This window comes from Ornithinibacillus massiliensis, from assembly GCF_018310345.1.
GTDB lineage: Bacteria > Bacillota > Bacilli > Bacillales > Amphibacillaceae > Ornithinibacillus > Ornithinibacillus massiliensis.
Map to the genome: position 1 here is coordinate 400669 of NZ_JAGXBY010000001.1, position 24811 is coordinate 425479.

Here is a 24811-nt window from a genome sequence, read left to right on the forward strand (position 1 = left end):
CAAGGGGGGAGTTTTATGGGAAAACTAAATGTTAGTTACAGAATAGGTAACCTTAGCTTTACTGCATTAGATAAGCTAGAAGATGAGCATAATCGTTTGGTTAGCCAATATCTTCGAGAATGGGGGAGAAAAATGTATAACAATGCAACAGATCATTTGCTACATCATGAATATAAGTTAGATACCGATATAGTGAAAATAAAGATTACAATAAATAAAGGAGATTCCAACATTTAGTGGTTAGAATCTCCTTTATTTTGCTGTGGTTCCGGTACAGGAGCTTGTGATTCATTGATAAAGAAGTATTTTTAAAAGCTCAGCGGATCATTGAAGAACGTAAAAAGACAAGGAAGAAGAAAAAATATCAATTTCTTCTGGCGGACTTAATAATTTGCATGAAGTGGAAACAAGAGTTAAAGCAGCAGGAAATGGAAGAACAGGAAGCAATAGAAAAAGTCAATCCAATATTAATCTAACACGAAAGAACTAAAAGTGGAGAGAAATATGCGACCTATGAATGTAAAAAACATCAAGTAATCTATAGTCAGGAAGAAATTGAAGTGCATGTATATCAAAGAACTAAAGAGTTCTTTAGTAGGTTGTTAGAAACGAACTTTAAAAGAGTTATATGAAGTTCATCTAAAAAAAGAATTAAAACAAATAGGCATTCAAGAGATAGGAACTCCCAACTCACGAAATTCTCCCCAATTTTTCATGTGTTGGGTGATCTGACGAGCGAGTCTATCAGACTTATAGACTAATAAACAATTGATTTAGAACAAGAGGGAATAACTAAGATCGGTCATTAAAATCTTTCATGATAAATAGAAGCTTGGATTCCAAGGTCCTTTAATTTGCGTTAATAGCTTAACTCTTGTTTAACTAACGCTACCCGCGGGTAAAAGAAAAGCCTCTTAAAACTCACAACATATAATTTTTTCACCATCTATTTCTAATCCATCTACCTTTTGGTTTATCCCAATTATCAATTTCAACTTGATTGTATAGCTTTTCTTTTTCACTATAAGTTTGGAGCCAACTTTTTTCGAACCTATGTAATTGTGAATTATTGCAATAAGTTAATATCTTAAATACAAAGCTTTCCTTTCCGTGCTTTTTAAAATCCTCGTTTATCTCTTGATAACTATGTTTTCCTGATTTCATAGAGGATGCATGGGATTTTAACCTGCCAAAGATATGATGTGAACTACCTACATAAAATCGATTAGTTTTAATGTTTTGAAATACGTATATACCTATTAAATCTTGCGTATCTAATCTATATTTTTCTTTTCCTAATTCCCATACATCATCGAATGATAAAGGTTGATTTAAGTGCTTTATCTCCCATTCAGTAAAATTTTTCCTTGTTGTTTTCATCCCCATTTTGCCCACTCCTTTTTCTAACTCTTAATAATGTCATAGTATATCTTACTTTAAACTGCTCATTAGTTAGGTGTATTTCTTCAGTAAACTAAATGTATTATAGTATGAAAGATAAGGCTTTTACACTTAAATTGTAATCTGTAAAGTAGTTATTAAAGACTTTTATGAGATGGAATTTAGGTATTCTTGTAAAATATTAATTACCCTAATAATGTTATTAGAATATCAATAAACTATAGTGAACCTGTCCATATATAGCTAACGGTTTGGCGTAGGGATAGGAGTAGGATAGGACTTAATTTTCATTGGGCGGCAAAGGAATTCCAGCACTATCCCTATCCCTTTGTCGTACTAAAATTCACATAGTAATGGATTGTCCCTATTACTTTCCAGGGCTTACCGACTAGTTGTCACCATTGGTTTTGTTAATGCTAACAATTCGGTACGGTGGAAGGGTAGTGAACAAATAGATTTGGTTCGGTTTAAGGATAGTTACTATAGTAACTTTATAAATGTAATTTATATCCCTTTTGAATATTTAGTTAAGTCTCTTTCTATTATTAGAAGAAAGCCCAATCAAACTTTGACAATTAATTAGATTAATATTTGGAAATTTATTGGCATATAAGCTTCAATAATTTATAATAATTACTATCTGATTTCAAATAATTAAAAATAGGGTGACAAAATGAATGGATATTTCCTTAAAATAAAAATTGATACAGGACTACAAATTTACCTTAAAAGTATAGATAAAATCAAAGAAATATTTACATCTGAGTATAATATCTTTTTGGTTGGAGCATCGACTGAAAATAAAACTAGTATCAGGGCTCAATTATTTGAAATGCTAAGAGATAAGAAGAAAATAAATGTTAGATTTCCGGAAGATATTTTTGATGAGCAAATATACCAGGACAATTATGATTTATTATCTTTAGAAAATTTATTAGCTAATAGCGTTGATGCGGTCGTTATGTGCGTTGAAAGTTCTGGTTCAATAGCAGAATTAGGAGCATTTTCAAATCACAATGGGTTAAATAATAAATTGATAATTTATATGGATAAACAGTATCAAAAATCAGAGAGTTTTATAAATTTAGGTCCAATAAAATTTTTAAGGAATAAAACAAGATCGAATGTTTTTTGGATTGATTACGATAAGGAGATAAAAAAATATGAAGAGGATTTTTATTACAATTTATTGAAATCTTTAAGGAAAATTAAGAAAGAAAATTCAAATTTAACTATCGATCTCACTAATCCATTTGTTACAATGCGCTACATATTATCGTTACTGTATACATTGGAAAGTTGTACTAGAAAGGAATTTGTCGAAATAGTAAAACATGTAGGGGTTAAAATTAATATTCATAAAGATGTCATTGAGGAGTATATTACATTAGTTGACTCTGCAATCGGTATTCTTATCTCAAATGAGGAAATTTATAAGGATTTCGATAATTATTTTATAACTTTAAAAGGTAAAGCGCGTTTAGAAGATGAATTAGGTTCTAAATATATTCATAGTTTCCTAGACAATCTTCGACTAAAAATGCTAAACTTACAATTAAGAAAATATTGGAATTAGGAAGTGGCTTAGTTAATATTATTTTTCTTTTTACATATTACAATTTAGAAGGAAAATAATAGGAGTAGTGATTCGCTATTCTTTAATTAAACTTCAGGTTTAGCTTTTAAACAAATATGCGGCTATATTTTCCAAATATCCCCTCACATTTGTTTAAAATGTCCTTAGGGTAAGCCACTTCTTTTCCTTATAAAAAGGTGAAATCATGAGCAATTTATTTGGAATACCCAATATTGAAGGTATAAATGACTTTTCTAATAAAACAAATATTAGTAGCTACACTTTATTTAAAATGTCATCTAAACCTGATTTAAATTATAAAAAAGTATTAATTCCCAAAAATCTAGGGAGAGGGACAAGGGTATTAGCGTGTCCATCGTATAAACTTAAAGCGATTCAGGCTTGGATTCTAAGAAATATACTAGATAATATCCAATCACACAGAAATGCTACAGCCTATAATGGAAAATCACTAGATGTTAATTTAAAAGGACACGTTGGAAATAAATTTCTAATTTGTATAGATATTGTTAATTTTTTCCCATCTACCAAACGGGAAAGAGTATATGACTTATTTAAGTCGTTAGGGTATAATGAACAATCTGCTATTATGTTAACGAAATTCTGTACTTTTGAAGGCGGCCTTCCGCAAGGCGGAGTTACATCTCCAGCTTTATCTAATCTTATTAATAAGGACTTAGATGATGAGATTTCGAAATATTGTAACGCGAAATCTATAGCATATACTAGATATGCGGATGATATAACTATTTCTTCCAATAACAAAAATAAACTAGATGAGGCTCTGAAATATATAGAAAAAGTTATACAGGGTCATGGTTACCAGATCAACAGGGATAAAACGCGACATTTGCATCCTGGTAAACAAAGGAAAATAACAGGACTTGTATATAGTAACGATCAGAAAGTTGGCATTGGTAGAAGGAAAAGGCGTATTTTAAGATCTAAAATATATAATTACGAAAATAAGGAAAAATTTTCAAGTGAAAGTACTATGATATATAATCAAATCATTGGTTGGTTGTCTTTTTTAAAAAGTGTAGACTCCGAATCATATAAATACTTGAAAACATACTGGAAAACATTACGAAACAACGATTTAGAAACAGAAGTTGCTGCAACTAAACAAGATAAATAAAATATGTACCATTTAAGGCATGCTAGTAATTTAGCTTGCCTTTTTTTGTGTGCCAATAGAATTTGTTTGCCATTATTAGAGGGTAATTAGGTATTATATAAATTTATAGGTAGAGTCCTGGCAATAGTAAATAAGACTCAAAAATAATTGAGTTAAGAGGTATTTGATATAGTTTTAATGCCAATAAAACAATGATAGAATATTGTTATAATTGTATTATGTTTTAAAAAGTAGTTTCAAAACTTAAACAGGGATTAAGCGGGATAGGTATATATTACCTCGTTTGACCAAGAATCACAGAGTGCTCGTAGGATTGCGGCATATGTTGTATTACTTAATTGGCGTTTGTAAAAAGTTATAGTGATTTTAAGATTTTATTAGATATAGAGAAACATAATCCCTTTTCAGATTATTTATTATATATTTTACTGACTATTTTTATGGTAGTGGATAGACTAGTTGAAAGTGTTCTCGATGATATAAATGAATATAAAAGGAAACATGCTAATTAAGCATATTCTTATTCGTTATCATGCTCCATTAGATAGAACTTATTACGATTTTTCAAAGTGTTCTTTTTTAGGAGGGTTAGTGGTTAGTATGGCTATAATTAATATTTTTTCCAAAAGGAAACAGCAGAAAATTGAATCCGTTTTTACAAACGATCAGTTTTCAAGAAATTTTAGGATTCAAGTAATTCATATTTGGAAGGACGCAATAGGGACTGCTAGTTATAATTCGTCATTTCCCGACCAATTATGGGATATGATTCATAACTCTCTATGCAGGGAGTATGGTGTGTTCACTTTAAGCACTAGAGGAAGAAATAACTTTGAAAAATGTCAGGATTTTATATTAGAGGAAAAGTCACCGGAAAAAATTCTCGATATTATTGAACTTTCTTTTCGAGTGATTGACAAAATTGTTAGGGAAAACAAATATGAGTGGCGAGATATGAATGTTAAACAAGAACCTGATAGTGCAATAGAGGAATTGAATCATCGATTTAGGGAACATGGTTTAGGATATCAATTCTTGGGAGGAAGTATAGTTAGAGTCGATGCAGATTTTATACATAGGGAGGCTGTTGAGCCAGCAGTGAATTTACTATTTCAAGAGGAATTTGAGGGTGCCTCAGAAGAATTCATGAGAGCTCATGAACATTTTCGTAAAGCTAATGATAAAGAGGCAATTTCAGAGGCGTTAAAAGCTTTCGAAAGTGTTATGAAAACCATTTGTAAAAGAAAAGGATGGAAGGTCGATGATAAAGCAACCGCAGCGGTATTAATTAAAACAATATTTGAAAATGAATTATTACCAAATAATCTACAATCTCATTTGACTTCAGTTCGAACGTCCTTGGAAGGACTTGCAACAGTTAGAAATAAAAATACAGGTCATGGACAAGGAGAAAGACGTGTCAAGGTTCCCCGTCATCTGGTTGCTTATGCACTACATTTATGCGCGACTAATATTGTGTTTTTAATTGATTCATACAAAGAAAACAATTAACACCTATACGAAACGAAGGCTGGGCTTCCTACTGGCACCAACGCATCTTACGTGAACTAGACTTAACATCCGATGAAACCGTCGAATTTGCTAAACTAAACTCTGCTGTCGTACAGCCGTCCAAACAACAAATCAACCCATACTATTTAGGTTTAAAAATATTTGAAGACATCGAAGAACGCTACAACAACCCGACAGAGGAAATGAAGGAAAGAGGAATAAAACCAGGATCAGGTCGGGAAAAGATTTTCGAAGTACGGGAAATTGAATCCGACATCTCCTTCATCCGTAACTATCTGACAAAGGAATTAGTGGAGCGAGAGGACCTGTATCTATTCGAAAAGCAAGGTGCCTACTACCGCATTTCGGATAAGGATTATGAAAATATCCGTGACCAACTAGTGTCTATGCGCGTGAATGGTGGATTTCCATACATTCGTGTTGTGGATGGGGACTATTTACGCAATGGCGAGCTCTATTTGGTGCATGGCTACGAAGGTACCGAGCTTGATCTACATTATTTAGAAAATGTCCTGCCTTATATATACCAGCTATGGGGTAGGAAGGTGTATATGGAGACATATGTGGATGATAAGCTTGCGGTTTATAGTTATGATGGGGACCGGGTGTTTAAGAGGTAGTGTTGCATGATTAGAGAAATAATACTGTAATACTAGATTGGTTTATAAATTGTTTGACGTTTAAATGTACCTATGAGATTTATTCATGGGTACATTTTATATTGGAAAAAATCCTCCTCTTTTCGTATTGAAAAACTAGAAACAAGCGCATTCTATGAAAGAAATCCATAAAATTATTTACTTTACAAAACCAACTGAAAGGAGTATAGTAAATACAAAGTTTACCTAGGGAAACATTTTTACACGAAGGACATTTTTCGATGGGAGTGCAAAATAAGTTGGTTCTTTTCGAGATTTGACTTCTTTCGTAAATAGATGATGACACAATGCAGGGGTGATACACATGTTAGCAGTAAAAGACCTTTCCATTAGCTATGATGGCAGAACCAATGTAGTGGAAAATGTTAGCTTCCAAATAGAGAAGCCGTCTATAGTTGGTATACTTGGTCCGAATGGAGCAGGGAAATCAACACTTATAAAAGGAATTCTTCGATTAATACCAAGTAGTGGGGAAACCTATTATAACGGAACCATGTTAAAAAATGTGCAAAGAAAAGTTGCTTATGTAGAGCAGAAGAGCGCTATTGATTATACATTTCCGATTACGGTTAGAGAATGTGTATCATTAGGCTTATATCCTTCAGGGAAGTTATTTAAACGAATTACAGCACAAGATTGGAAGCGTGTAGAGGATGCTTTGAAGAAGGTGCACATGCACGAGTATCAAAATAAACAAATTGGGGCTTTGTCTGGTGGGCAATTCCAACGCGTTCTAATTGCTAGGACATTAGTACAAGAAGCAGATTTGGTTTTCCTTGATGAGCCCTTTGTGGGAATTGATACGGTGAGTGAAAAGATTATCATGGATTTGCTAGTTGAATTTCGAAACCAAGGAAAGACGATTCTCATCGTTCACCATGATCTTGGGAAAGTAAAGGAATACTTTGACCAGCTCATTCTAATGAATAAGCAATTAATTGCCTATGGAGATACAAAAAAAGTATTTGTAGAGGATAATCTGATTAAAACATATGGAGATTCCATTGTAGTGAAAGGCGGTGAGGGATAATGCTAGGGAACTTTATCCATGACTTTTTTGACTATCATTTCTTACAGAATGCATTTGTTACAGCGACAGCAATTGGTATTGTTGCTGGTGCCGTTGGGTGTTTCATCATTCTTAGAGGGATGTCGCTAATGGGCGATGCTATCTCCCATGCCGTACTACCTGGGGTTGCGATTTCCTTCTTATTAGGTGTTAACTACCTAGTTGGAGCAATAGCGCTAGGATTATTAGCTTCCTTTATTATTACGTATATCTCCAATAACAGTAAAATAAAAAACGATGCCGCCATTGGAATAACGTTCAGCTCGTTCCTGGCATTAGGGGTTATATTAATTGGAGTCGCCAATAGCTCAACCGACCTTTTCCATATTCTCTTTGGGAATGTATTAGCGGTACAGGATTTTGATAAATGGCTTACGGTTTCGATCTTATTTATCGTCCTTATTATTTTAGTTATTTTCTTTAAGCCGTTACTGATTACATCCTTTGATCCTAATATGGCAAAAGCATTTGGAATGAACGTCAACCGTTATCACTACTTATTAATGATTCTTTTAACCGTGGTGTCCGTTACAGCGATGCAAAGTGTTGGTACTATTTTAATTGTGTCTATGCTGATAACACCAGCTTCTACAGCCTATTTGTTCACCAACCGATTAAGCTCGATGATGATTCTCTCCTCTATTCTTGGAGGTGCATCATCCATCATTGGTCTAGTAATTGGATATACGTTTAATATTGCTGTTGGTTCTTGTATTGTACTCACTTCCGCCATTCTATTTGCGGTTAGCTTCTTCTTATCACCAAAGCAAAACGTCTTTAGAAAGAGGGTAGTAAGAGCATGAACATAACGAAAAAGGCTACTATATTTCTAACCATTGTAGTAGGAAGTCTATTGTTATTAGTTGGATGTGGAACGGATAATAGCTCCTATGATAATGATAAATTGAATGTCGTGACAACCAACTCCATTATTTGGGATATAACGGAGAATATTGCAGGTGATAAGGTCAACTTGCATAGTATCGTTCCGGTAGGGAAAGACCCACATGAATATGAACCACTACCAGATGACATTGTAAAAGCAACTAATGCGGATATCGTATTTTATAACGGTTTAAATCTGGAGACAGGTGGAAATGCCTGGTTTACGAAACTCATGCAAAATGCTAACAAAGAAGAAAATAAGGATTACTTTGCTGTTAGTGAAGGTGTAACACCATTGTATTTGGAAGGAAAAGAAGAAGCAGGAAAAGAAGATCCACATGCTTGGTTAAACCTCGAAAATGGTATTATCTATGCACAAAATATTGAAAAGCAATTATCAGAAAAGGATCCGGAGAATAAAGCATACTATCAGGAGAACTTAGCGAATTATGTGGATAGATTAAAGGAATTAGATGAGGAAGCAAAAGGTAAATTCGACTCTATTCCGGCAAATAAGAAATGGATTGTAACGAGTGAAGGGTGCTTTAAATATTTTTCAGAAGCTTATAACATTCCTTCCGCCTATATTTGGGAAATAAACACGGAAGAAGAAGGGACTCCAAATCAAATTAAAAATCTGGTAGATAAGCTCCGGGATACCGAAGTACAATCCTTGTTTGTCGAATCAAGTGTAGATGATCGTCCTATGAAAACTATATCTCAAGAAACCGGAATTGAGATATTCTCCAAAGTCTTCACCGATTCTATAGCAGAAGAAGGCGAAGAGGGAGATAGTTACTACGCGATGATGAAATGGAATTTGGACCGAATTTATGAAGGCTTAACGAATGAATCCTAATGGAAATAGATTTATATAAACATTGTGATCCAATGAAGTATCATGATGTATTGTTTGGCTGGTTTATCGTTCTGTATTTCAAAGAACGTAAACCAGCCAAATTTACTTAGTTCACTTTTATTTGCAAATAATGAATAGCATGGCCGTTAGAGTAGACACCATCTATTTCATACGTATAATATCCGGACTTTGCCGGTGCCTGAAAGCTGGGCAGTTCAAGCTCTTTTCCCTCTCCTCGCTCATGATGATCTAGTTGATAGATAGTGAGCTTTTCAGGATAGTTATAGATGAATTCTAATGTAATAGTACCATTAGGCTCTATTAGAAGGGTCTCCATGTTTATATCATGCTCGAAACGGTCTCCCATTATCATGCGACCTTCTTCACTATCCAATTGACTACTTCCAATAGATACCTTGACAGCATTATTCTTTGTCCTAGCATTAACACATACGATAGCAGTATCTACACATGCTTCTTCCGTGTATAAGTCATGAGGTTTTTCTTTATCATATAGATTAAGGGTCAGCTTCGTAATCAATTGCTTCTCAGGCTCAGCATATTCCGTTTGGTCTTGTAAATCTAATACAATAAAGGAGCTTAGTATATATTCGCCTGTGTCAGCTGGCACAATATCTTCTGTTTCCTGGATAAATAATGCTTTATTCCACTGAAACTTCTGTTCAATCGTTTCATTTGCTCCTAATGTTACTTGGACATAATCATCGAATACGCGCCCATTAATATTTGGCAGGTCAAGATTAGTTTTTGGGTCTAAGAATTGGACTGCTGTTTCGTTTCGTTTTTCTATCATGACAGCCGCAATGCCCTCTTCTTCCTCAACTGAAGTAGGTACATAGATTACTCTTTCTTTATTCGTATGATTGGTTAGGGTGACATTAGCGATAAGGTCCTCATATAAGGAATAGTGTTTTTTATCTACTGTTATTTCTAATTCAATCCCGTCCAGTTGATTGGAGTTGGATGCGTTTCGGAATGAATCATGTTCTGGACTCATTCCACTGTATATAAACCACCCTATGATAGTTATTACGAATAAGGTAGAAGTGGTAACAAAAGCTCGGGTTACATATAGACGTCTATTTGCTTGCTTGTTTGTTTTACTAATTCTAATTCTATTCATGATTGTCTGAAATGCTTCTGTGGATTCCTCTTCTGTTAAGGAAAATTGGCTTAGACCTTTTAGCTCATTCTCTAGGTTATGCTGTTTTTCACTATTTCGATTCATGGACAAAACCCTCCTTCTCCAATAAAATGGCGAATTAGAAAAGAGACCCCATGAAATCAGTAGGACAAAAAGCGATTTCATGGGGCCTTTAACATTTTCTAGGTCTTAAATCAACATCAAATCTTTCTTACTCTAACCATCTCTACCTGATGATTTTGATTCTTCTCCATAATAATGTCAGCCCGAAACTTGGTTGGTAGAATATTTTCTTCTAAATTAACCTTGTTAATTCGATTCCAAATATCTGTTGCAAATTCCTCTGCTTCCGTGTCGGTTAAGGTTGCATAGCGGTGGAAATAAGATTCCGGTTTTGTAAAGGCCGTTTCCTTTAACAGCTTAAACCTTTCCAAATACCACTGACGTATATGATGTTCATTTGCGTCGACATAAATGGATATATCAAAGAAATCGGATACGAACTTACTCGGAATACTATCCCCTACCGGTTTAGGTGTTTGCAAAACATTAATTCCTTCTATAATCACAATATCAGGCTGACAAATATCATAGTATTCGTCCGATATGATGTCATAGTGTAAGTGAGAATAAACAGGAGCCTGAACACATGGATTTCCTGATTTAATTTCCGTTAGAAAATCAAGCAGTGCTTTTAAGTCATAACTCTCTGGAAACCCTTTTCGATCGGATAGTCCTTTTTCCTTTAGAACAGCATTAGAGTATAAAAATCCATCTGTCGTCACAAGATCTACTTTTGGTTGATCAGGTAAGTTGGAAAGTAAGGATTGAATGATACGTGATGTCGTACTTTTTCCAACTGCGACACTACCAGCAACTCCAATTATAAATGGTAGCTTCTTTGTATCCATCTTAAAAAAATCATTTCTCGCCTTATGCAAGCGATTAGTAGCCTGAATATGAACAGATAAGTATTGTATAAGTGGAAGATACACACTATAAATTTCATCTTTGGTTAAGGTTCCTACTATCCCTTGCAAGTTCTTGATTTCAATTTGGGATAGGTCAATAGGAGGGCTAGTATATAGACTAGACCATTCTTCTCTAGATAATGAAATATAGGTAGAATGTGGATTGGTTTTCATGAAATTCCTACTATCCTCAGTTATTATGCTCATTGATATATTTCCTTCCCCGTATAGTCCATAAATGTTATGTTACATCTATTCCTGTTATTAGGATTACCTATTTTAATTTTCGAATGAGATAAAGATAAAGTGAAACGATTTCATTCTTACTTTCGTTAGTTTAACATTGTTACTCGAAGTTGAACATATAAAAGAGGATAGAATTTAGGTAACTTATAAGAAAAGGGCATAGAGGAATACCCTAAAAGTCCTTAATAACAATCTTTTCGATTAGGATGCCAGTTGTTTTCGGGTCTCTACTAATTATCAAATACTTCCGTTTTCTCACCATCAATAACGAGTACCCACGTTCCTTTCTCTGGAAACGATAGACTGCCACTATAGAGGTAAATGGGATTATTAGTTGCGGAATCAATATTTGTTGCATTCTGCAAGAAATTATCTGAGTCAACTTCTATTCCGTTTTCATCTAATAAGGTCACCTCAATTTCTTCTTTGTCTTTCCAGGAACTTTCAATGGATATTTCCGTTTTTTGACCAATTTCTATTTCTAGTGGTGAATCTATTAATGTATAATGTTCTGTCTTTGGAAATGCCGGCAATACCTCTAGTGTAAAAGCTCCGTGTATTTCATCTTCTACTAAAAAGGATAGCTGCCACGTTCCTTCAGTCGGAAAAGGCGAAAAGCTAGTTAATGTATGAGCATCCTCTTGATAAAGTGGGGAATTTAGGCTGCCTTCTGATAGGGTAAGTTGTTGTCCATAGGAATTGATTGCCTCCACTCGATAATTCTTTTCAATTAATTCAGATGGATTGCCCCAATAAAAGATCATTAATTTAGCAACTCTTCTTGTGTCTTCGGCAACAAAGTGATCAAACACATTTAATAGTGCTACATTATCTTCAATCCCGATCAGTTCTTGCCCAGAACTAGGCATTATAAAGGTTTTTCCTTCCATGGCATGAAGTTCTAATGGGGAATGTGCTGTTTGAGGAAGGGAGTTATTATCATTAAATTCGTAAATAACAAGAATCATAAAGAAGGCGATGGAAATTATCATAGCTAAAATTGGTAATCGTATTACTTTTCTCGTTACGGGTCTTACCCCGGCTTTTAAATGTAATAAAATTCGTTGTTTTTGTTCCTTATTTAAGGAATGTGTTGGAAGGTTACATAGGTCTTCCTGAATAGATTGGTTATCCTTCATAACTAAAGCCCTCCTTTTCCAATATCATTTTTAATTTCTTTAACGAGCGATGGAACATTACATTTACTTTGTTTGGACTACATTGTAAGATAAAACTCGCTTCTTTTGAGGAGAGTTCCATAATGCCCCTGAGGATGACTACTTCTCGATAAGCAGGGGATAATTGCTGAATTGCCCTGTTCAACTCATTATGTTCTAGTTTTTGCATGAAATGGATCTCAGTAACGTTCTGGCTTGTATATTCAGTTGATAGAACATGTTTTAATCTTTCCCATACCATTTTTCTTCGATAACGATCTATTACTTGATTTCTAGCTATAGAAATTAGCCATGTTTTTGGGTGTGAACTGGCATTAAAGCTTGAAAATTGCCTTAAAGCAATTAGAAAAGTATCTTGTACATAATCTTCAACATCCAAGGATCCTGTAAAATAGACTAAAAAACTAGTTACATCTTTCTCATAGCTATGAAACCATTCTTCTATGGTGTGCTCCTTCATACTATTCCCCCTCCCTATTTATTTGACGAATAACCACGTCAACTATTACAGAAAATTTATAAGAAATCTCTGCAATAAAAAGCCTGTATACCTAAATTCTAAAGAGATAGGCATACAGGCTTTTAGTTATTCATCCATTACTGCTAACGGTTGCTACTATAATCTCTTTTCTCCGATAAACACTAAGGGCTAGTCCTAGAATCGCAGCATTAAACAATAACATATTTCCTCCATAACTAATAAATGGTAAGGAGAATTCGATTATTGGTACAATGCCAAACATCATCAGGAGATTCCAAAGCGTTGGGATCGTTAGTAAGGTTGCTCCACCGGTTATGAGTATTCTGCCAAAGCTTTCTTTCGTTTTTATGCCATTTTTCCAAACTCGAGCGATAAGCATGAGTAACAATACACATAGGATAACCCCGAATAGCCAGCCAAATGAATAGACTAGATATGGGAAGGCCATGTCTGTATGGTTTCCAGGTAATGATACGATGAGAGAATCATGATCCAATCCGTTACCGAACCACCCAGCTTGGGAGAAAATGTTTCCTAGGATCTGATAAATATGTCCCTCTCTAGTAGAATCCAGATCTGGATGTAAAAAAGGGAATGCTCCTGTACTATTCTGAAATGTTAATAGGGTTGTCGTAATGAGCACAACGCTGCTAAGAAATAGGAGTGAACCTACTCTGACGACAATTCTCTTTAGTCCTTGAGAAAAAGCGAGCATCACACATATGGACAAAGCATACAAGATACTTAACGTATAGTTTGGCAGCGTTAAATAGAGCAAAATAGGGACCCAGAAAAGAACCAGCAGGAGTGCCTGCTTGAACAATGTATTAAATCGATTAATCTGATTGGTAATACTGGCCCATGCTAAGAAGAATAGAAATAAAGTTAGTGGCCTTGGGTCGATGCTAAAGGTAAAGAAACGTATCCAGCTTATGGAATCATTTAGTACATAACCTGCGAAATAGGTATATATAAGGATAGCTACTCCGGCTAAGTAAAAATAGCCCCAATAATTTTGTAGCCTACGATAATCAAATACAATTAAAGCGATTATGACAAGTAGAGCAAGGCTTAACCAATAGCTTTGGAGTTTTACAAAATAAGAAACAGGTTCCCTTAATATGTCATATAATCCACCGATTAATGGGAGGAAACTAAGTGCGGCTACAATACACAATATCCCGACTAATAACCAGTCCACTTTTGGTTTATGGAGGCGATTTAGATTTTCACCAAGCGTAGAGGGGTCCCCCATTTCTTGAATAGCCTTTTCGTTCGCTTCTGTTTCAGGGAAGCCTCTCATTTGGAAGGATTGACTAAGTTCATTTAGATGATAATGAAGCTCCTTCGTTATCAATTCACGAGCCTCTTTCGATTTCACCTTAGAGGTTACCGTCGTTAAATATTCCTCAAAATGGGAGTGGCTCACTGTGATACCTCCTCAACCAATGAATGAAGAGCTAGACGGTGTTTCACGTTTCCTTGACTGAATCTAGATAACCACTTTCTCCCTTTAAGCGATAAGGAATAGTATTTTTGATCCTTTTCCCAATGGGATTCGAGGAGCTCCTTATTCTCAAGTAAGTGTAACAATGTATATAATTGACCTTCATTCTGTTGAAAGCTAAGCTCATTATGTTGTAGCAATTGATTAGAAATATCAAAGCCCTTCTTTGGTTCATGTTGAAGTAGCAGCAATATGGAATGAACCGTTTCTTCCTTCCATGATGAAAGCTCTGTTTGAGGATGCTGAGCGCGAATCGCCTCTTTTACCGCTTCTTTTTGTTCTTTAGAAAACGTTACGTCCTTAAATACCGTGTTCTTCATTGCTCTGTTTAAATTTTGAAAAGGATTGTTCATCATGACAACTCCTCCATTTTTTTCTTTAATAGTTCTTTAGCTCGCTTCAATCTTGTTTTTAACGTATTGATATTAACGCCAGTAATAGTACTAATCTCCGCTAAGGATAACTCTTTGTAGTAATGAAGAAAAACAACCTCTCTGTATTTAACCGGTATACTCATCACAGCATTTGCTAAACGATTATCCTCGCTTTTCGTAATGACGACATCTTCAACTTGCTTTGATTTAGAGGGGATGTAGTCTAAGACCTTCTCATTGAGAATCACTTTCCTATAATGCCAGCTTCTTAAGTAATCCTTGCAATGGTTACTGGCAACTCGAAAGGCCCATGTTTTGATAGAGGATTGTTGTTTGAATTGATCCAGCTTCTCATAGCATTTAATAAATATTTCTTGTGTTAAATCCTCGGCTATTGTTCGGTCTTTAACATATGTATAGACAAGGTGGAGGATGTCGTCACCATGATGATGCATTAGGTCATCAATTATTTGTTCGCGATCTTCGACAGTATCTTCTATAGAAAAAGCACGCTCGAGCCCATTCATGTATTTTCACCTCACTTACTATTATAGACGACACAGCATTCTGTTAGGTTTGGGGAAATATAAAAATAATACATGTGATTTCACTTCATACAGTAAAAAAGTTGTACCATGTGGCACAACTTTATTTAAATAATTTCAAGAAATCCATGAATTAGAGCCTAATTCTAACTAACAGGAAACCATTAACAGAAATTGACTAATCTCTCCATTGTTCACGGAATCATTCATTTCCCTCTCTGTAACACAAAAGCTACTATGTAAGCTTCTTATATCCTTTGTAAAGACCCCGACCAATCCAAATTAAGAAAATAACTAGCAATAATCCGACGGTGATTCGATTAAACAAATTCGGTTCACCAAAAATAAGCTCTAATACATCCGCAAACGAATAAGTGAACCCTAACCACTCTAAAAAGGCGGGTAAAATAAAAATTCCAATGATAAAACCAGATACAAAGTACGCAATGTAACGCTTTTTACTCATGTGAATTCCCTCCTTAAGTATTACTATATTTGCTTTCTATATAATTCCATTCCTTCACGCCCCCAGGTTTTGTAAAGATTATCCATGGTATTAATTTGCCACGGATTGAAAAGTGTTTGTCCATGCTTATTAAAGAAATATCCATCTTCCAAATGGTAACAGGCATGAATAACATGATTGTGATGATCTCTCCAAAGGAGTACATCTTGAGGTTGTAATTCTCTTTCAATAAAAGGTTGTTTACTATACTTCTTTGTTTTTAGTGCAAATAATAGCGTGCTTTCAAACACCCATTGTGAGATAATCCAATCTGTTTCAGCCCCTTGCTCGGAAATTCCGGCAAGCGTTGCTGCAAGACAATTAGCTCCATTAACAGTAGCAAACGAATTGAAGTATGGTGCAAGATGTGGATATAGCTCTCTTAACCTTGCTAATTTGTTATCATCTATGGAAACATCATCTATGAACTGTTGAGCAAAATAAGATAGAAATGCGTATTTTGTTTCCTGATCGAAATGATTCCATAGAGAGCGATGCATACTAAACCATTGTTTCGAATCTTCTTCGAAAGTATATCTATCCATTAATTGGTTTATCTCTGTATGCTGACTAGCTTCTACTAGCTGACTTACTGTACTTCTTTCAATAGCTAACCCGCTACTAAGATGTCGCTGAATCGTTAAAATCTCTGTTAGGGTCTCTTTTTCTAATCTTGGTAAGACAGTAGGATGGACCACACATACATATGAAATAAGCTCTTTCTTAATCCCCCATAATTGATAGCTATTAATAACATCAATGGTATTAATGCTACTGTCTTGAAAAAAATCCTTTGGAGTGAAAACTAATATATCCGGTCCTAATGGGGGAATAAGTGATTCGCTATCCTTAGAAAAGAAGAGTAAATCAAAGTTTGGTAAAAGCTTCTCGTCCCAAATATTTAATATATCGGTAGAAATCTGTATCGTTTTCATAGACATTTTAACCTCCAAGCGAATCTGTCTTTATTATTGTACCATAATTTGGAAAATTACAGTTATAGTCATGAGGAGGGATACCTATTCTGAATCCATAATAGTGTTAGTCAATAATAAAAGGGGAAAGTGCAATGTTGAGACCGGCACATCCTTGCTCACATTACACCCCCCTATATTATTTTACAGCAGTCTGCTTCTCAAAAGTGGTCACCAGAGGTGTTGTGATTCTTTTGTTTAAATACAAGTAACCTATAATAGCCGTTATGCAGATAATGCTACCTATAACCAAATACAAGGTACGAATACTTACATAAGGAGAAATTAAGGTTGCAAACAAGATTCCTAAAGGCACCATTGTACGCATAATCAGTAATCTGACAGAGGTAACCTTCCCCATCAGATGGTTCGGAATGGTCTGTTGGATTAATGTAATGTTATAGATATTGAAGATTGCAATTACGATTCCAGCAATTAATTCGGTTCCGACTGCCAGTGCATACCAAGGGGTAAAGCCTAGAGCAAGATAGGTACATCCGCCAATAAAGAGAGCGCTAAAAAGAATTCCGAGCCCCTTTACATTCACAAAACGGCGATTAATGATAGCTCCGATCGTATAACCAATTGGGAAACCCGCCATAAATATTCCATATGCGGAGTAAGGTTGATCAAGAATGGATGTAATATAAGGAAGCGTTGTGACTATCGTTACACCAACTCCAAACTGAACAAACCCGAAAAATACACCAAGCCAGACGATTAATTTATGTTCAAAGTAAGAGGCAAGCCCTTCTTGGAATTCCTTGATCCAAGGTTTTCGTACACTTGATTTTTGATAGTTTTCCTTCACTAACAGTAATAGTAAAGTACTTATTGCAAATGCGATAGCAATGATGAGTAATACCCATTCTACCGCGAGATAGTCTACGAATAGCCCCGCAATAAGTGGCCCTACCATGACCACCACTTGGCGGGTGCTATCTAGAGAAGCGTTAGCACTAGCTAATTGTTCCTGCTTCATGACAGTTGGAAGTATAGCCTGATTAGCAGGGATAAAAATTGGCATAATTAAGCCAACAATCACCTGAACGATAAAAATATAGGTAATAGTAAATGCATTATTTATCAGGAGAACAAGAAGTAGAGTAGCTAGTATCATTCGAATTAACTGGCAATGAATCATAATCCACTTACGACTAAAACGGTCTATATAGGGGCCAATAAATAGCTGCATAAAGAAGGAGGTAATATAGTAAATTAACCAAACCGAACCCAGTGCAGCAGTAGATCCTGTTAATTGAAAAACTATTATAGAATTACACGCCGTAAACAATGCCCCACCTAACTCAGAAGTAGCATTTCCTAACCAAATAGAACGAAAACTCGTTAATCCAAACACATCAGGACTCCCTATCTAAAAGTATATTCTATATTTTCTGGCAGATATAAAAGTAAACGTCCGAGATTCTTCTAAGTAATCAAGCGGGGTAAAAGGATTAAGAAATAAGGAACTGGTATCATACATCCAGTCCCCTTCCTTCATGTCCATACTTGATCTAACTTATCTGCATAAAAACGGATTGCCTGTTCATAATTTTTAATGTCTGTATTGGTGGTAGTATCTAATAAGCAGGTAAGTAAATACCCCATTGCCTGATCATGTTGGTTTAAGTTGTATAGTGTCATGGCAAAAAACACATCAAATGCTCGGTTGTTCGGAAAAAGTTCCTTTCCTTTTTCAAAGACTCGCTTTGATTGATAGTAGTTACCTAGTGTACGGTAAGTACTTCCTAAGCCTAGCAAAGCGCCCTCTAAATTTTTTCCAGATAAGCCTAGCTCAATAGCTTTCTCGTAATAAGGAACAGCTTTAGATTCTTCTCCTAATACATCAAAACTCCAGGCACATTGGTAATTAATTTCTGGGTCGTTTCGATTTTCTTCCCATATTTCAAGTAATAGTTGATTGGATTCACGATATTTCTCTTGTTTTCTTAATGCAATAGCATGAGTGAGTTTATTCAATTTTTTCCACTACTTTCATCTTAAACAATATTACAGTGTCATAGGTTTCGATCATCTGCTTAATCTCATGTTCGTCTTGTAAGTTGTACCCTGCTCGTAATGTATTATTTGAGGTATCACGATAAGCACCGATGATTTTCGTTTCGCCTAGTTCCATCGTTAACTTTTCTTGAAAAGCTTCATCCCATGCACTGGCCATAACATTTTTGAAGTTTTCTAACGTAATTTTCTGAGGGCCTTGTTTAATACTCCCAGTATATAGCATGATAAAGGCTTCATCGTCCGTTTCGATGATGCCAAATCCAAGTGGTTCCTTAACAACATCTTCATTTGGTTCTCGTCCGTAATTCAATTCTGCCAAATTAGGCTCTACCTTTACACCGTCTTGATAAGCTTCGGCCCACATTTTAATCCAAGTTTCTTTTGCTTGTTTCCATTCATACTCATATTCATATAAAGTCCCTAAATGTAGTTCTTTAATGGCTTCCATATTGTTAGCGTTTGAACTTTTTTTAATTGTAACCATTGCTTCATTAGAATTCTCATTACAAGCGGCTAAAAGTACCATGAAGAAGGTAATAATAATCATTCTTACTATGTATTTCATGCCTTTCCTCCTACTGTTCTATTTCGATAAACTCTCGCAGTAATTTCCATTCCTTATTCTCTCGCTCCCAGATATACATACATTGTGCACGATGGGGAGTCCCGTCTATGTAGCTCGTTTCTAGACCAACTATCACATAGTTCTCTCCGTTTCTTCTTTCCATAGTGGATATGATCTCAAATTCTTTTCTAGTTTGGTCATTGTATTGATTTAACACAGCTTTAATATCGTAGTTGTAATGATATTCTTCAGGCATTTCTATCGATGAATAGCCGAAAATACCAACAAATCGTTCAGACATATAGCTTCTTATTTTGGCGTCATCCTTTGATGAGAAACCTTCGTTCCAGCTATTGTAATAGTTGGTTAATGTATTTTCTAATGACATCATATTTGTTCTCCTATTCGTATTTTTATTTAGCTTATCATAAATATTCTGATAAATGAATATGGAGAGAACAAATGTTTTTATGAAATGATTGGGGGATATAGTTGGTGAGGGCTGTAGACAGATAAAGAGGTAAGATGTATAATAATAGCCAAATTAGCATAATATGAACCGAGGATGTTACCGATCATCCCCGGCCCGCACATGGTTAAGAAGTTTCGGGGGGAGTTCCCTCTGAACATCTAACAATTGAAAAAATGAACAAAAGAACCCTCACCCTAAAGTGATTTAGCCGTCACGGGTGGGGGTTCACTTATTGTTAATCTTGTCGTCAATCAACCGCCTTATAAACTCCAGCAACGATATCAAAAAAGACCCCGCTGCGATGAGTAACATCAATATAGATATTACGATATCCAAAGGCATCCCCCCTTTCACCGATAAAATGGATCCAGAGGGAAGTGAAGGTCCCACCCTAACGACTCACCATGCTTATATTTATTGTAGCCTAAACAATGCAATTGGTAATCATCCGATAGTCATAAGGATAGGAATAGTTATAATGACCTATTTTTCTAATTTGGATTGAAGTGCGTCTACTTTTTCTGCAAGTTGATTTAGTTGCTTCTTACGCTTTCTGGAAGAACGAAAAAAAATAATAAGTACCATCGAGGTAAGTATAATGAAAGCAATAAAGGCTAATTGAAAAATCATATCCCCTATATGGAAGCCATCCATGATTATTCCTCCTTGCATTGATTTCCTATCTTTATTGTATCATTTCTTTTTTTCAAAGATTGTATCAGGCTTGATAATGTCCTTACGAAGGAAAGTAGAATTAGTTTCGAAAAAATTTTTATTTTCTTAATTATTATAGTTTGGTATGCTTTTATCTACAAGCATTAAAAAGGGAGATGAGGGGTATGAAAACGGAAGAAATATTACAGTTAAATAAAACAGGTTGGGAGCAATCGGCTGAGCGTTTTTTTGGCCGAACTGCACTACCGGAATTAGGCCCATTTGCACCAACCGAGAATGATTTACATCTGTTTGGAGAGGTTGCCAATAAGAAAGTGCTTGATATTGGCTGTGGAAGCGGACATTCTCTGCAGTATATGGGGAATAATGGGGCTAAGGAGTTATGGGGATTAGATCTAACGAAGAAGCAAATTGAAACTGCTCAAGAATTACTCCAAGAACAGCGAGCGTTAGTAAAGTTATATGAATCCCCTATGGAAGAAAATCCCGGACTACCTCAGGATTACTTTGATATAGCGTATTCTATCTATGCTTTAGGGTGGACGGTTGAATTAGAGAAAACATTGACACATATCCATCGATATTTAAAGCCTGGTGGAATATTCATTTTTAGCTGGGAGCATCCGATGCATGACCGAATAAAACGAGTAGACGATTCATTTATACTAGATAAGTCTTACTTACAAGAGGGTCCCGAGTACAATGAAGCATGGAATAATACGGTAATCATACCACATCGAAAGTTAAGTACTTACATAAATTCACTTGTTACGGTTGGGTTTGAAATAGAGAAAGTAATCGATGATGTCGTATTACCCAATGTAGCAACGGAAGGTAATGATCACCGGTGGTATTCGGTCGACAAGGCGAAGCTAATTCCAGCGACGTTTATAATCAAGGCTAGGAAGAAATAGTTTGGGATAAACGAAATAATACAAATCAGATCAAAAAAAGGTGCCACGATACGTTCGTGACACCTTTTAACTATTTTGTTATAAACATCTGTGTCCAGTGGTTTCCATTCTGTTCATAGCCAACACCGATGTGGGTAAAGTTAGCGTTTAAAATGTTCTCGCGATGGCCTTGGCTGTTCATCCATGCTTGGACTACTTCTTCTGGTGACGTTTGACCTTTGGCTATATTTTCACCTGCAGAACGATACGTAATACCGAAGTCACGCATCATATCAAACGGGGAGCCATAAGTAGGACTAGTATGCGAGAAATAATTTTGTTGCTGCATGTCAGTCGACTTCTGACGAGCAACTTGACTTAGACTTGTATCAATCTTTAAGGCATTTAACCCAGCTTGTCTTCTTTCTCTATTCGTTAAAGCGACAACATCGCTTTCAAATTTACTTAACCCATGATTCTCCGTTGTTTGCTGCTCTGGTGCTTGTTGCCCCTCTTGTCGTTGTTCTTGACCACGCTGTGGCTGTTGATTCTGTTGCGGTGCTTGCTGGAATTCTTGCCTGTCTTGTGGTTGTTGTGGTCCCTGTGGAGCTGGAGTTCTCGCTGTTATATTGTTTGTATTCGGAACTTGGTCTCCATCTGGTAAGTTTTGATCTTGTTGTGGTGCTTCGCGAGCCTCATACTTTGCATCTTGTGTTTTGATTGGTTGTGTATGTGGATACTCACTACTAGTTTGATCGGTGCTTATACTAGAGATATTAGGATTTTCATGGTTTTCATTATTGGCGTTATCAGTATTACATGCAGCAAGCACGAACAGTATTAGGATTCCAATCAAAAGTTTAACTAAGTTTCCTTTCATAATATATCACTCCTTTTTCATGTTTCTCATAGTATTAGTCATCTATGGAAAAATATTGATACGAATTTGGCTTTTTTTGAACGTGTTGGAGATTTACGGTACCTATTACTGGTGCTAAACTAAAAATAGTAAATACTATAGGAAGTGAATACTAGATGAATACGATTCTTGTTGTGGATGACGATGCACATATTCGAAAATTAATTCGATTATATTTGGAAAATAGTAGTTATGGTGTAGTGGAAGCAGAGGATGGAGAAGAAGCCATTAACTTGTTAGGGAAGCATAAAATTGACTTAGCTATTGTCGATGTTATGATGCCTAAGGTGGATGGGTATGAACTTACAGAAGACATTCGTTCTTATTTAGACATTCCTATCCTGATGGTGACAGCAAAAGGAGAATCACAGGATAAAGTAAAAGGCTTTCGTGCAGGAACCGATGATTACTTAGTGAAGCCATTTGATCCAGTCGAATTAATCCTGCGAATAGAAGCCTTATTAAAGCGTTATAATCTAACCAATGAAAATATTGTTAAAGTAGGGAACACCCTTATTGATAAAGAGAAATTAGTCGTTCAAACGGAAGAAGAGACGGTTACTTTAAAAAGAAAAGAATGCGAATTATTAGCGGTCCTAGCTAGTTCTCCAGGAAAGATTTTCACTAGAAATCAATTAATTGAGAAAATCTGGGGCTTTGATTATGAGGGGGATGAAAGAACCGTTGATGTTCATATTAAACGGTTAAGAGAGCAACTAGAACACTTTCAAGATATCACGATAACCACCGTAAGAGGTCTTGGCTATCGTTTGGAGGCAATTCATGGTTAGGAGCTTGTATCTAAAGATCGTTGGTACATTTATATCTGTTGTGATTGTTAGTATTTGTCTGTCCTATGTGCTAACACCATATTCCTTAAATCAAGAAGTCATCTTTAAAGAAGAATTGTCCAAAATATCTATCGGTCTAGCCGAAGTTATTCAAATGACTGGGCCAGAGAGTATCCCAGAATTAATGGATAAATTTGATGACATCGAATTTGAAGTCTTAATTACCAATGGGGAGGATATCTTTTTTAAGAAGGAAGAAGGATACTCCATTCCGGTTCGTATGGAGGACGTAGAGGAAATTTTAAGGCATTCCTTTGATGACCCAGTAGTATTACTCGATAAGAACAATAAGTCTGCGAGGATTGTCGGTGTTCCGATATATGTTTCAGGAGAACCCTACGCACTAATTACCAGAATTGATTATGAAGATGAATTTGAGGATATGAAGCAGGGAATTTTTATATCGCTATTATTAGTGTTATTGGTCGGAAGTTTATTAATATTCCTAGCTTCGAGATATTTGGTTAATCCAATTCGTAAATTAACCATTGCTGCTCGACAAATTGCTAAGGGTGACTTTTCTGTACGAGTAGATAAAAAGCGGGGTAAGCATCAAGATGAGGTTGGCGAGCTAATTGATAGCTTTAATCACATGACTGGAGAGCTAGAAAAAATCGATACGATGCGAGCTGATTTTGTAAGCAATGTATCACATGAAATCCAATCTCCACTAACATCTATAAAAGGGTTCACCAAAGCAATAATGGATGATGTGGTACCACAGGAAAATCAAAAAGAATATTTAACGATTATTTACCAAGAAATCGAAAGGATGTCTCGCTTAAGTGATAATCTCTTACGAATTGCATCTTTAGATTCCGAGCACCATCCTTATAACCCTGTTTCCTATCGCTTAGATGAGCAAATACGAAACTCGGTACTAACGACAGAACCGCAATGGACGAAGAAATATATTGATATCCAATTAGATTTAGAGCCGGTGGAAATTTTTGCTGATAAAGACTTAATGGAACAAGTGTGGCTTAATTTGATTACCAATGCGATTAAATATACGGATGAAAACGGCGTAATCCAAATTGCTATACAGATTATTGGTGGCAAAATAACGGTTAGGGTAAGAGATTATGGTATTGGAATACCAAAAGAAGCCATCCCGAATCTGTTTGCTCGCTTTTACAAGGTGGACCGTTCAAGAAATCGGTCGGTAGAGGGGAATGGATTAGGCTTATCCATCGTAAAGAAAATTTTATCCATCCATAAGTTCAGTATCAGTGTGAAGAGTGAAGAAGGAAAAGGATCTACTTTTACCGTACACATCCCAATAAGTCATTAGAATAAGGCATAAGAAATGGTTCCATTCCAA

The 24811-nt window shown here is 35.6% G+C and carries 27 protein-coding genes and 1 pseudogene; 11 read left to right on the plus strand and 17 right to left on the minus strand.

Going from position 1 to position 24811, the window contains the following annotated elements; all coding sequences use genetic code 11:
• Window positions 1–15 precede the first annotated feature (15 nt).
• Window positions 16–237: a hypothetical protein gene (locus tag KGF86_RS01950; RefSeq protein WP_211741004.1), complete on the plus strand. Its 222-nt coding sequence runs from the start codon at window positions 16–18 to the stop codon at window positions 235–237.
• Window positions 238–939: 702 nt separating this feature from the next.
• Here the strand turns inward: KGF86_RS01950 and KGF86_RS01955 are convergent.
• Window positions 940–1386, minus strand: coding sequence for a GIY-YIG nuclease family protein (locus KGF86_RS01955; RefSeq protein WP_211741005.1), 447 nt, complete (start codon window positions 1384–1386; stop codon window positions 940–942).
• 688 nt (window positions 1387–2074) lie between these two features.
• Here KGF86_RS01955 and KGF86_RS01960 point away from each other — a divergent pair.
• The 7 genes and pseudogenes from KGF86_RS01960 (at window position 2075) to KGF86_RS01990 (ending at window position 9141) form a co-directional block, all read left to right on the plus strand.
• Window positions 2075–2977 (plus strand): retron St85 family effector protein, encoded by a 903-nt coding sequence (locus KGF86_RS01960; RefSeq protein ID WP_211741006.1) that lies wholly within the window; start codon window positions 2075–2077, stop codon window positions 2975–2977.
• 205 nt (window positions 2978–3182) lie between these two features.
• Window positions 3183–4136 (plus strand): retron St85 family RNA-directed DNA polymerase, encoded by a 954-nt coding sequence (locus KGF86_RS01965; RefSeq protein WP_211741007.1) that lies wholly within the window; start codon window positions 3183–3185, stop codon window positions 4134–4136.
• 483 nt (window positions 4137–4619) lie between these two features.
• Window positions 4620–5648 (plus strand): STM4504/CBY_0614 family protein, encoded by a 1029-nt coding sequence (locus KGF86_RS01970; protein WP_211741008.1) that lies wholly within the window; start codon window positions 4620–4622, stop codon window positions 5646–5648.
• Window positions 5648–6289: pseudogene (locus tag KGF86_RS01975) on the plus strand (SpoVR family protein); the annotation flags it as partial. The gene KGF86_RS01970 and the pseudogene KGF86_RS01975, both read left to right, overlap by 1 nt.
• Window positions 6290–6632: 343 nt before the next feature.
• Window positions 6633–7358 carry a metal ABC transporter ATP-binding protein gene (locus KGF86_RS01980; RefSeq protein WP_211741009.1) on the plus strand — a complete coding sequence of 242 codons (726 nt, stop codon included), beginning with the start codon at window positions 6633–6635 and terminating at the stop codon, window positions 7356–7358.
• Window positions 7358–8200, plus strand: coding sequence for a metal ABC transporter permease (locus KGF86_RS01985; RefSeq protein ID WP_211741010.1), 843 nt, complete (start codon window positions 7358–7360; stop codon window positions 8198–8200). Before KGF86_RS01980 ends, KGF86_RS01985 begins: the two co-directional genes overlap by 1 nt.
• On the plus strand, window positions 8197–9141 hold the full coding sequence (locus tag KGF86_RS01990; protein WP_211741011.1) for a metal ABC transporter substrate-binding protein: 945 nt from the start codon (window positions 8197–8199) through the stop codon (window positions 9139–9141). Before KGF86_RS01985 ends, KGF86_RS01990 begins: the two co-directional genes overlap by 4 nt.
• A gap of 106 nt (window positions 9142–9247) precedes the next feature.
• On the opposite strand, the gene KGF86_RS01995 is transcribed toward KGF86_RS01990, so the two are convergent.
• The 15 genes from KGF86_RS01995 to KGF86_RS02060 all read right to left on the minus strand — a co-directional run bounded on the left by KGF86_RS01995 (window position 9248) and on the right by KGF86_RS02060 (window position 20803).
• Window positions 9248–10390: a hypothetical protein gene (locus tag KGF86_RS01995; RefSeq protein WP_211741012.1), complete on the minus strand. Its 1143-nt coding sequence runs from the start codon at window positions 10388–10390 to the stop codon at window positions 9248–9250.
• Window positions 10391–10506: 116 nt separating this feature from the next.
• Window positions 10507–11484: a type I pantothenate kinase gene (gene coaA / locus KGF86_RS02000; protein WP_211741013.1), complete on the minus strand. Its 978-nt coding sequence runs from the start codon at window positions 11482–11484 to the stop codon at window positions 10507–10509.
• Between the two features lie 269 nt (window positions 11485–11753).
• Window positions 11754–12662 carry a hypothetical protein gene (locus tag KGF86_RS02005; protein ID WP_211741014.1) on the minus strand — a complete coding sequence of 303 codons (909 nt, stop codon included), beginning with the start codon at window positions 12660–12662 and terminating at the stop codon, window positions 11754–11756.
• Window positions 12652–13161 carry an RNA polymerase sigma factor gene (locus KGF86_RS02010; RefSeq protein WP_211741015.1) on the minus strand — a complete coding sequence of 170 codons (510 nt, stop codon included), beginning with the start codon at window positions 13159–13161 and terminating at the stop codon, window positions 12652–12654. Before KGF86_RS02010 ends, KGF86_RS02005 begins: the two co-directional genes overlap by 11 nt.
• 130 nt (window positions 13162–13291) lie before the next feature.
• On the minus strand, window positions 13292–14611 hold the full coding sequence (locus KGF86_RS02015) for an FtsW/RodA/SpoVE family cell cycle protein (RefSeq protein WP_211741016.1): 1320 nt from the start codon (window positions 14609–14611) through the stop codon (window positions 13292–13294).
• Window positions 14608–15045: a PadR family transcriptional regulator gene (locus KGF86_RS02020; protein ID WP_246521265.1), complete on the minus strand. Its 438-nt coding sequence runs from the start codon at window positions 15043–15045 to the stop codon at window positions 14608–14610. The genes KGF86_RS02015 and KGF86_RS02020 overlap by 4 nt, the downstream gene beginning before the upstream one ends.
• The gene (locus KGF86_RS02025) at window positions 15042–15590 is read right to left on the minus strand and encodes a sigma-70 family RNA polymerase sigma factor (RefSeq protein ID WP_211741017.1); all 549 of its coding nucleotides are present in this window, start codon (window positions 15588–15590) and stop codon (window positions 15042–15044) included. Before KGF86_RS02025 ends, KGF86_RS02020 begins: the two co-directional genes overlap by 4 nt.
• A 253-nt stretch (window positions 15591–15843) precedes the next feature.
• Window positions 15844–16074, minus strand: a complete 231-nt coding sequence (locus KGF86_RS02030; protein WP_211741018.1) for a hypothetical protein — start codon at window positions 16072–16074, stop codon at window positions 15844–15846.
• Window positions 16075–16097: 23 nt separating this feature from the next.
• On the minus strand, window positions 16098–17048 hold the full coding sequence (locus KGF86_RS02035) for a hypothetical protein (protein ID WP_211741019.1): 951 nt from the start codon (window positions 17046–17048) through the stop codon (window positions 16098–16100).
• Between the two features lie 178 nt (window positions 17049–17226).
• Window positions 17227–18447, minus strand: coding sequence for an MFS transporter (locus KGF86_RS02040; RefSeq protein WP_211741020.1), 1221 nt, complete (start codon window positions 18445–18447; stop codon window positions 17227–17229).
• Window positions 18448–18587: 140 nt separating this feature from the next.
• On the minus strand, window positions 18588–19070 hold the full coding sequence (locus tag KGF86_RS02045) for a tetratricopeptide repeat protein (RefSeq protein WP_211741021.1): 483 nt from the start codon (window positions 19068–19070) through the stop codon (window positions 18588–18590).
• On the minus strand, window positions 19063–19677 hold the full coding sequence (locus tag KGF86_RS02050; protein ID WP_211741022.1) for a hypothetical protein: 615 nt from the start codon (window positions 19675–19677) through the stop codon (window positions 19063–19065). The genes KGF86_RS02045 and KGF86_RS02050 overlap by 8 nt, the downstream gene beginning before the upstream one ends.
• A gap of 10 nt (window positions 19678–19687) precedes the next feature.
• The gene (locus tag KGF86_RS02055) at window positions 19688–20065 is read right to left on the minus strand and encodes a nuclear transport factor 2 family protein (RefSeq protein ID WP_211741023.1); all 378 of its coding nucleotides are present in this window, start codon (window positions 20063–20065) and stop codon (window positions 19688–19690) included.
• A 309-nt stretch (window positions 20066–20374) separates the two neighbouring features.
• Window positions 20375–20491, minus strand: a complete 117-nt coding sequence (locus KGF86_RS19640; RefSeq protein WP_366480634.1) for a putative holin-like toxin — start codon at window positions 20489–20491, stop codon at window positions 20375–20377.
• 141 nt (window positions 20492–20632) lie between these two features.
• Window positions 20633–20803 (minus strand): DUF4083 domain-containing protein, encoded by a 171-nt coding sequence (locus tag KGF86_RS02060; protein ID WP_211741024.1) that lies wholly within the window; start codon window positions 20801–20803, stop codon window positions 20633–20635.
• 185 nt (window positions 20804–20988) lie between these two features.
• Between KGF86_RS02060 and KGF86_RS02065 the strand changes: the two genes are divergently transcribed.
• Window positions 20989–21738, plus strand: a complete 750-nt coding sequence (locus tag KGF86_RS02065; RefSeq protein WP_211741025.1) for a class I SAM-dependent methyltransferase — start codon at window positions 20989–20991, stop codon at window positions 21736–21738.
• 70 nt (window positions 21739–21808) lie between these two features.
• Here the strand turns inward: KGF86_RS02065 and KGF86_RS02070 are convergent, their stop codons facing one another.
• Window positions 21809–22597: a CAP domain-containing protein gene (locus KGF86_RS02070; protein WP_211741026.1), complete on the minus strand. Its 789-nt coding sequence runs from the start codon at window positions 22595–22597 to the stop codon at window positions 21809–21811.
• 155 nt (window positions 22598–22752) lie between these two features.
• Between KGF86_RS02070 and KGF86_RS02075 the strand changes: the two genes are divergently transcribed.
• A complete protein-coding gene (locus KGF86_RS02075; protein ID WP_211741027.1) occupies window positions 22753–23427 on the plus strand; it encodes a response regulator transcription factor in 675 nt (224 codons plus the stop codon).
• Window positions 23420–24781: a sensor histidine kinase gene (locus KGF86_RS02080; protein WP_211741028.1), complete on the plus strand. Its 1362-nt coding sequence runs from the start codon at window positions 23420–23422 to the stop codon at window positions 24779–24781. Before KGF86_RS02075 ends, KGF86_RS02080 begins: the two co-directional genes overlap by 8 nt.
• Window positions 24782–24811 lie beyond the last annotated feature (30 nt).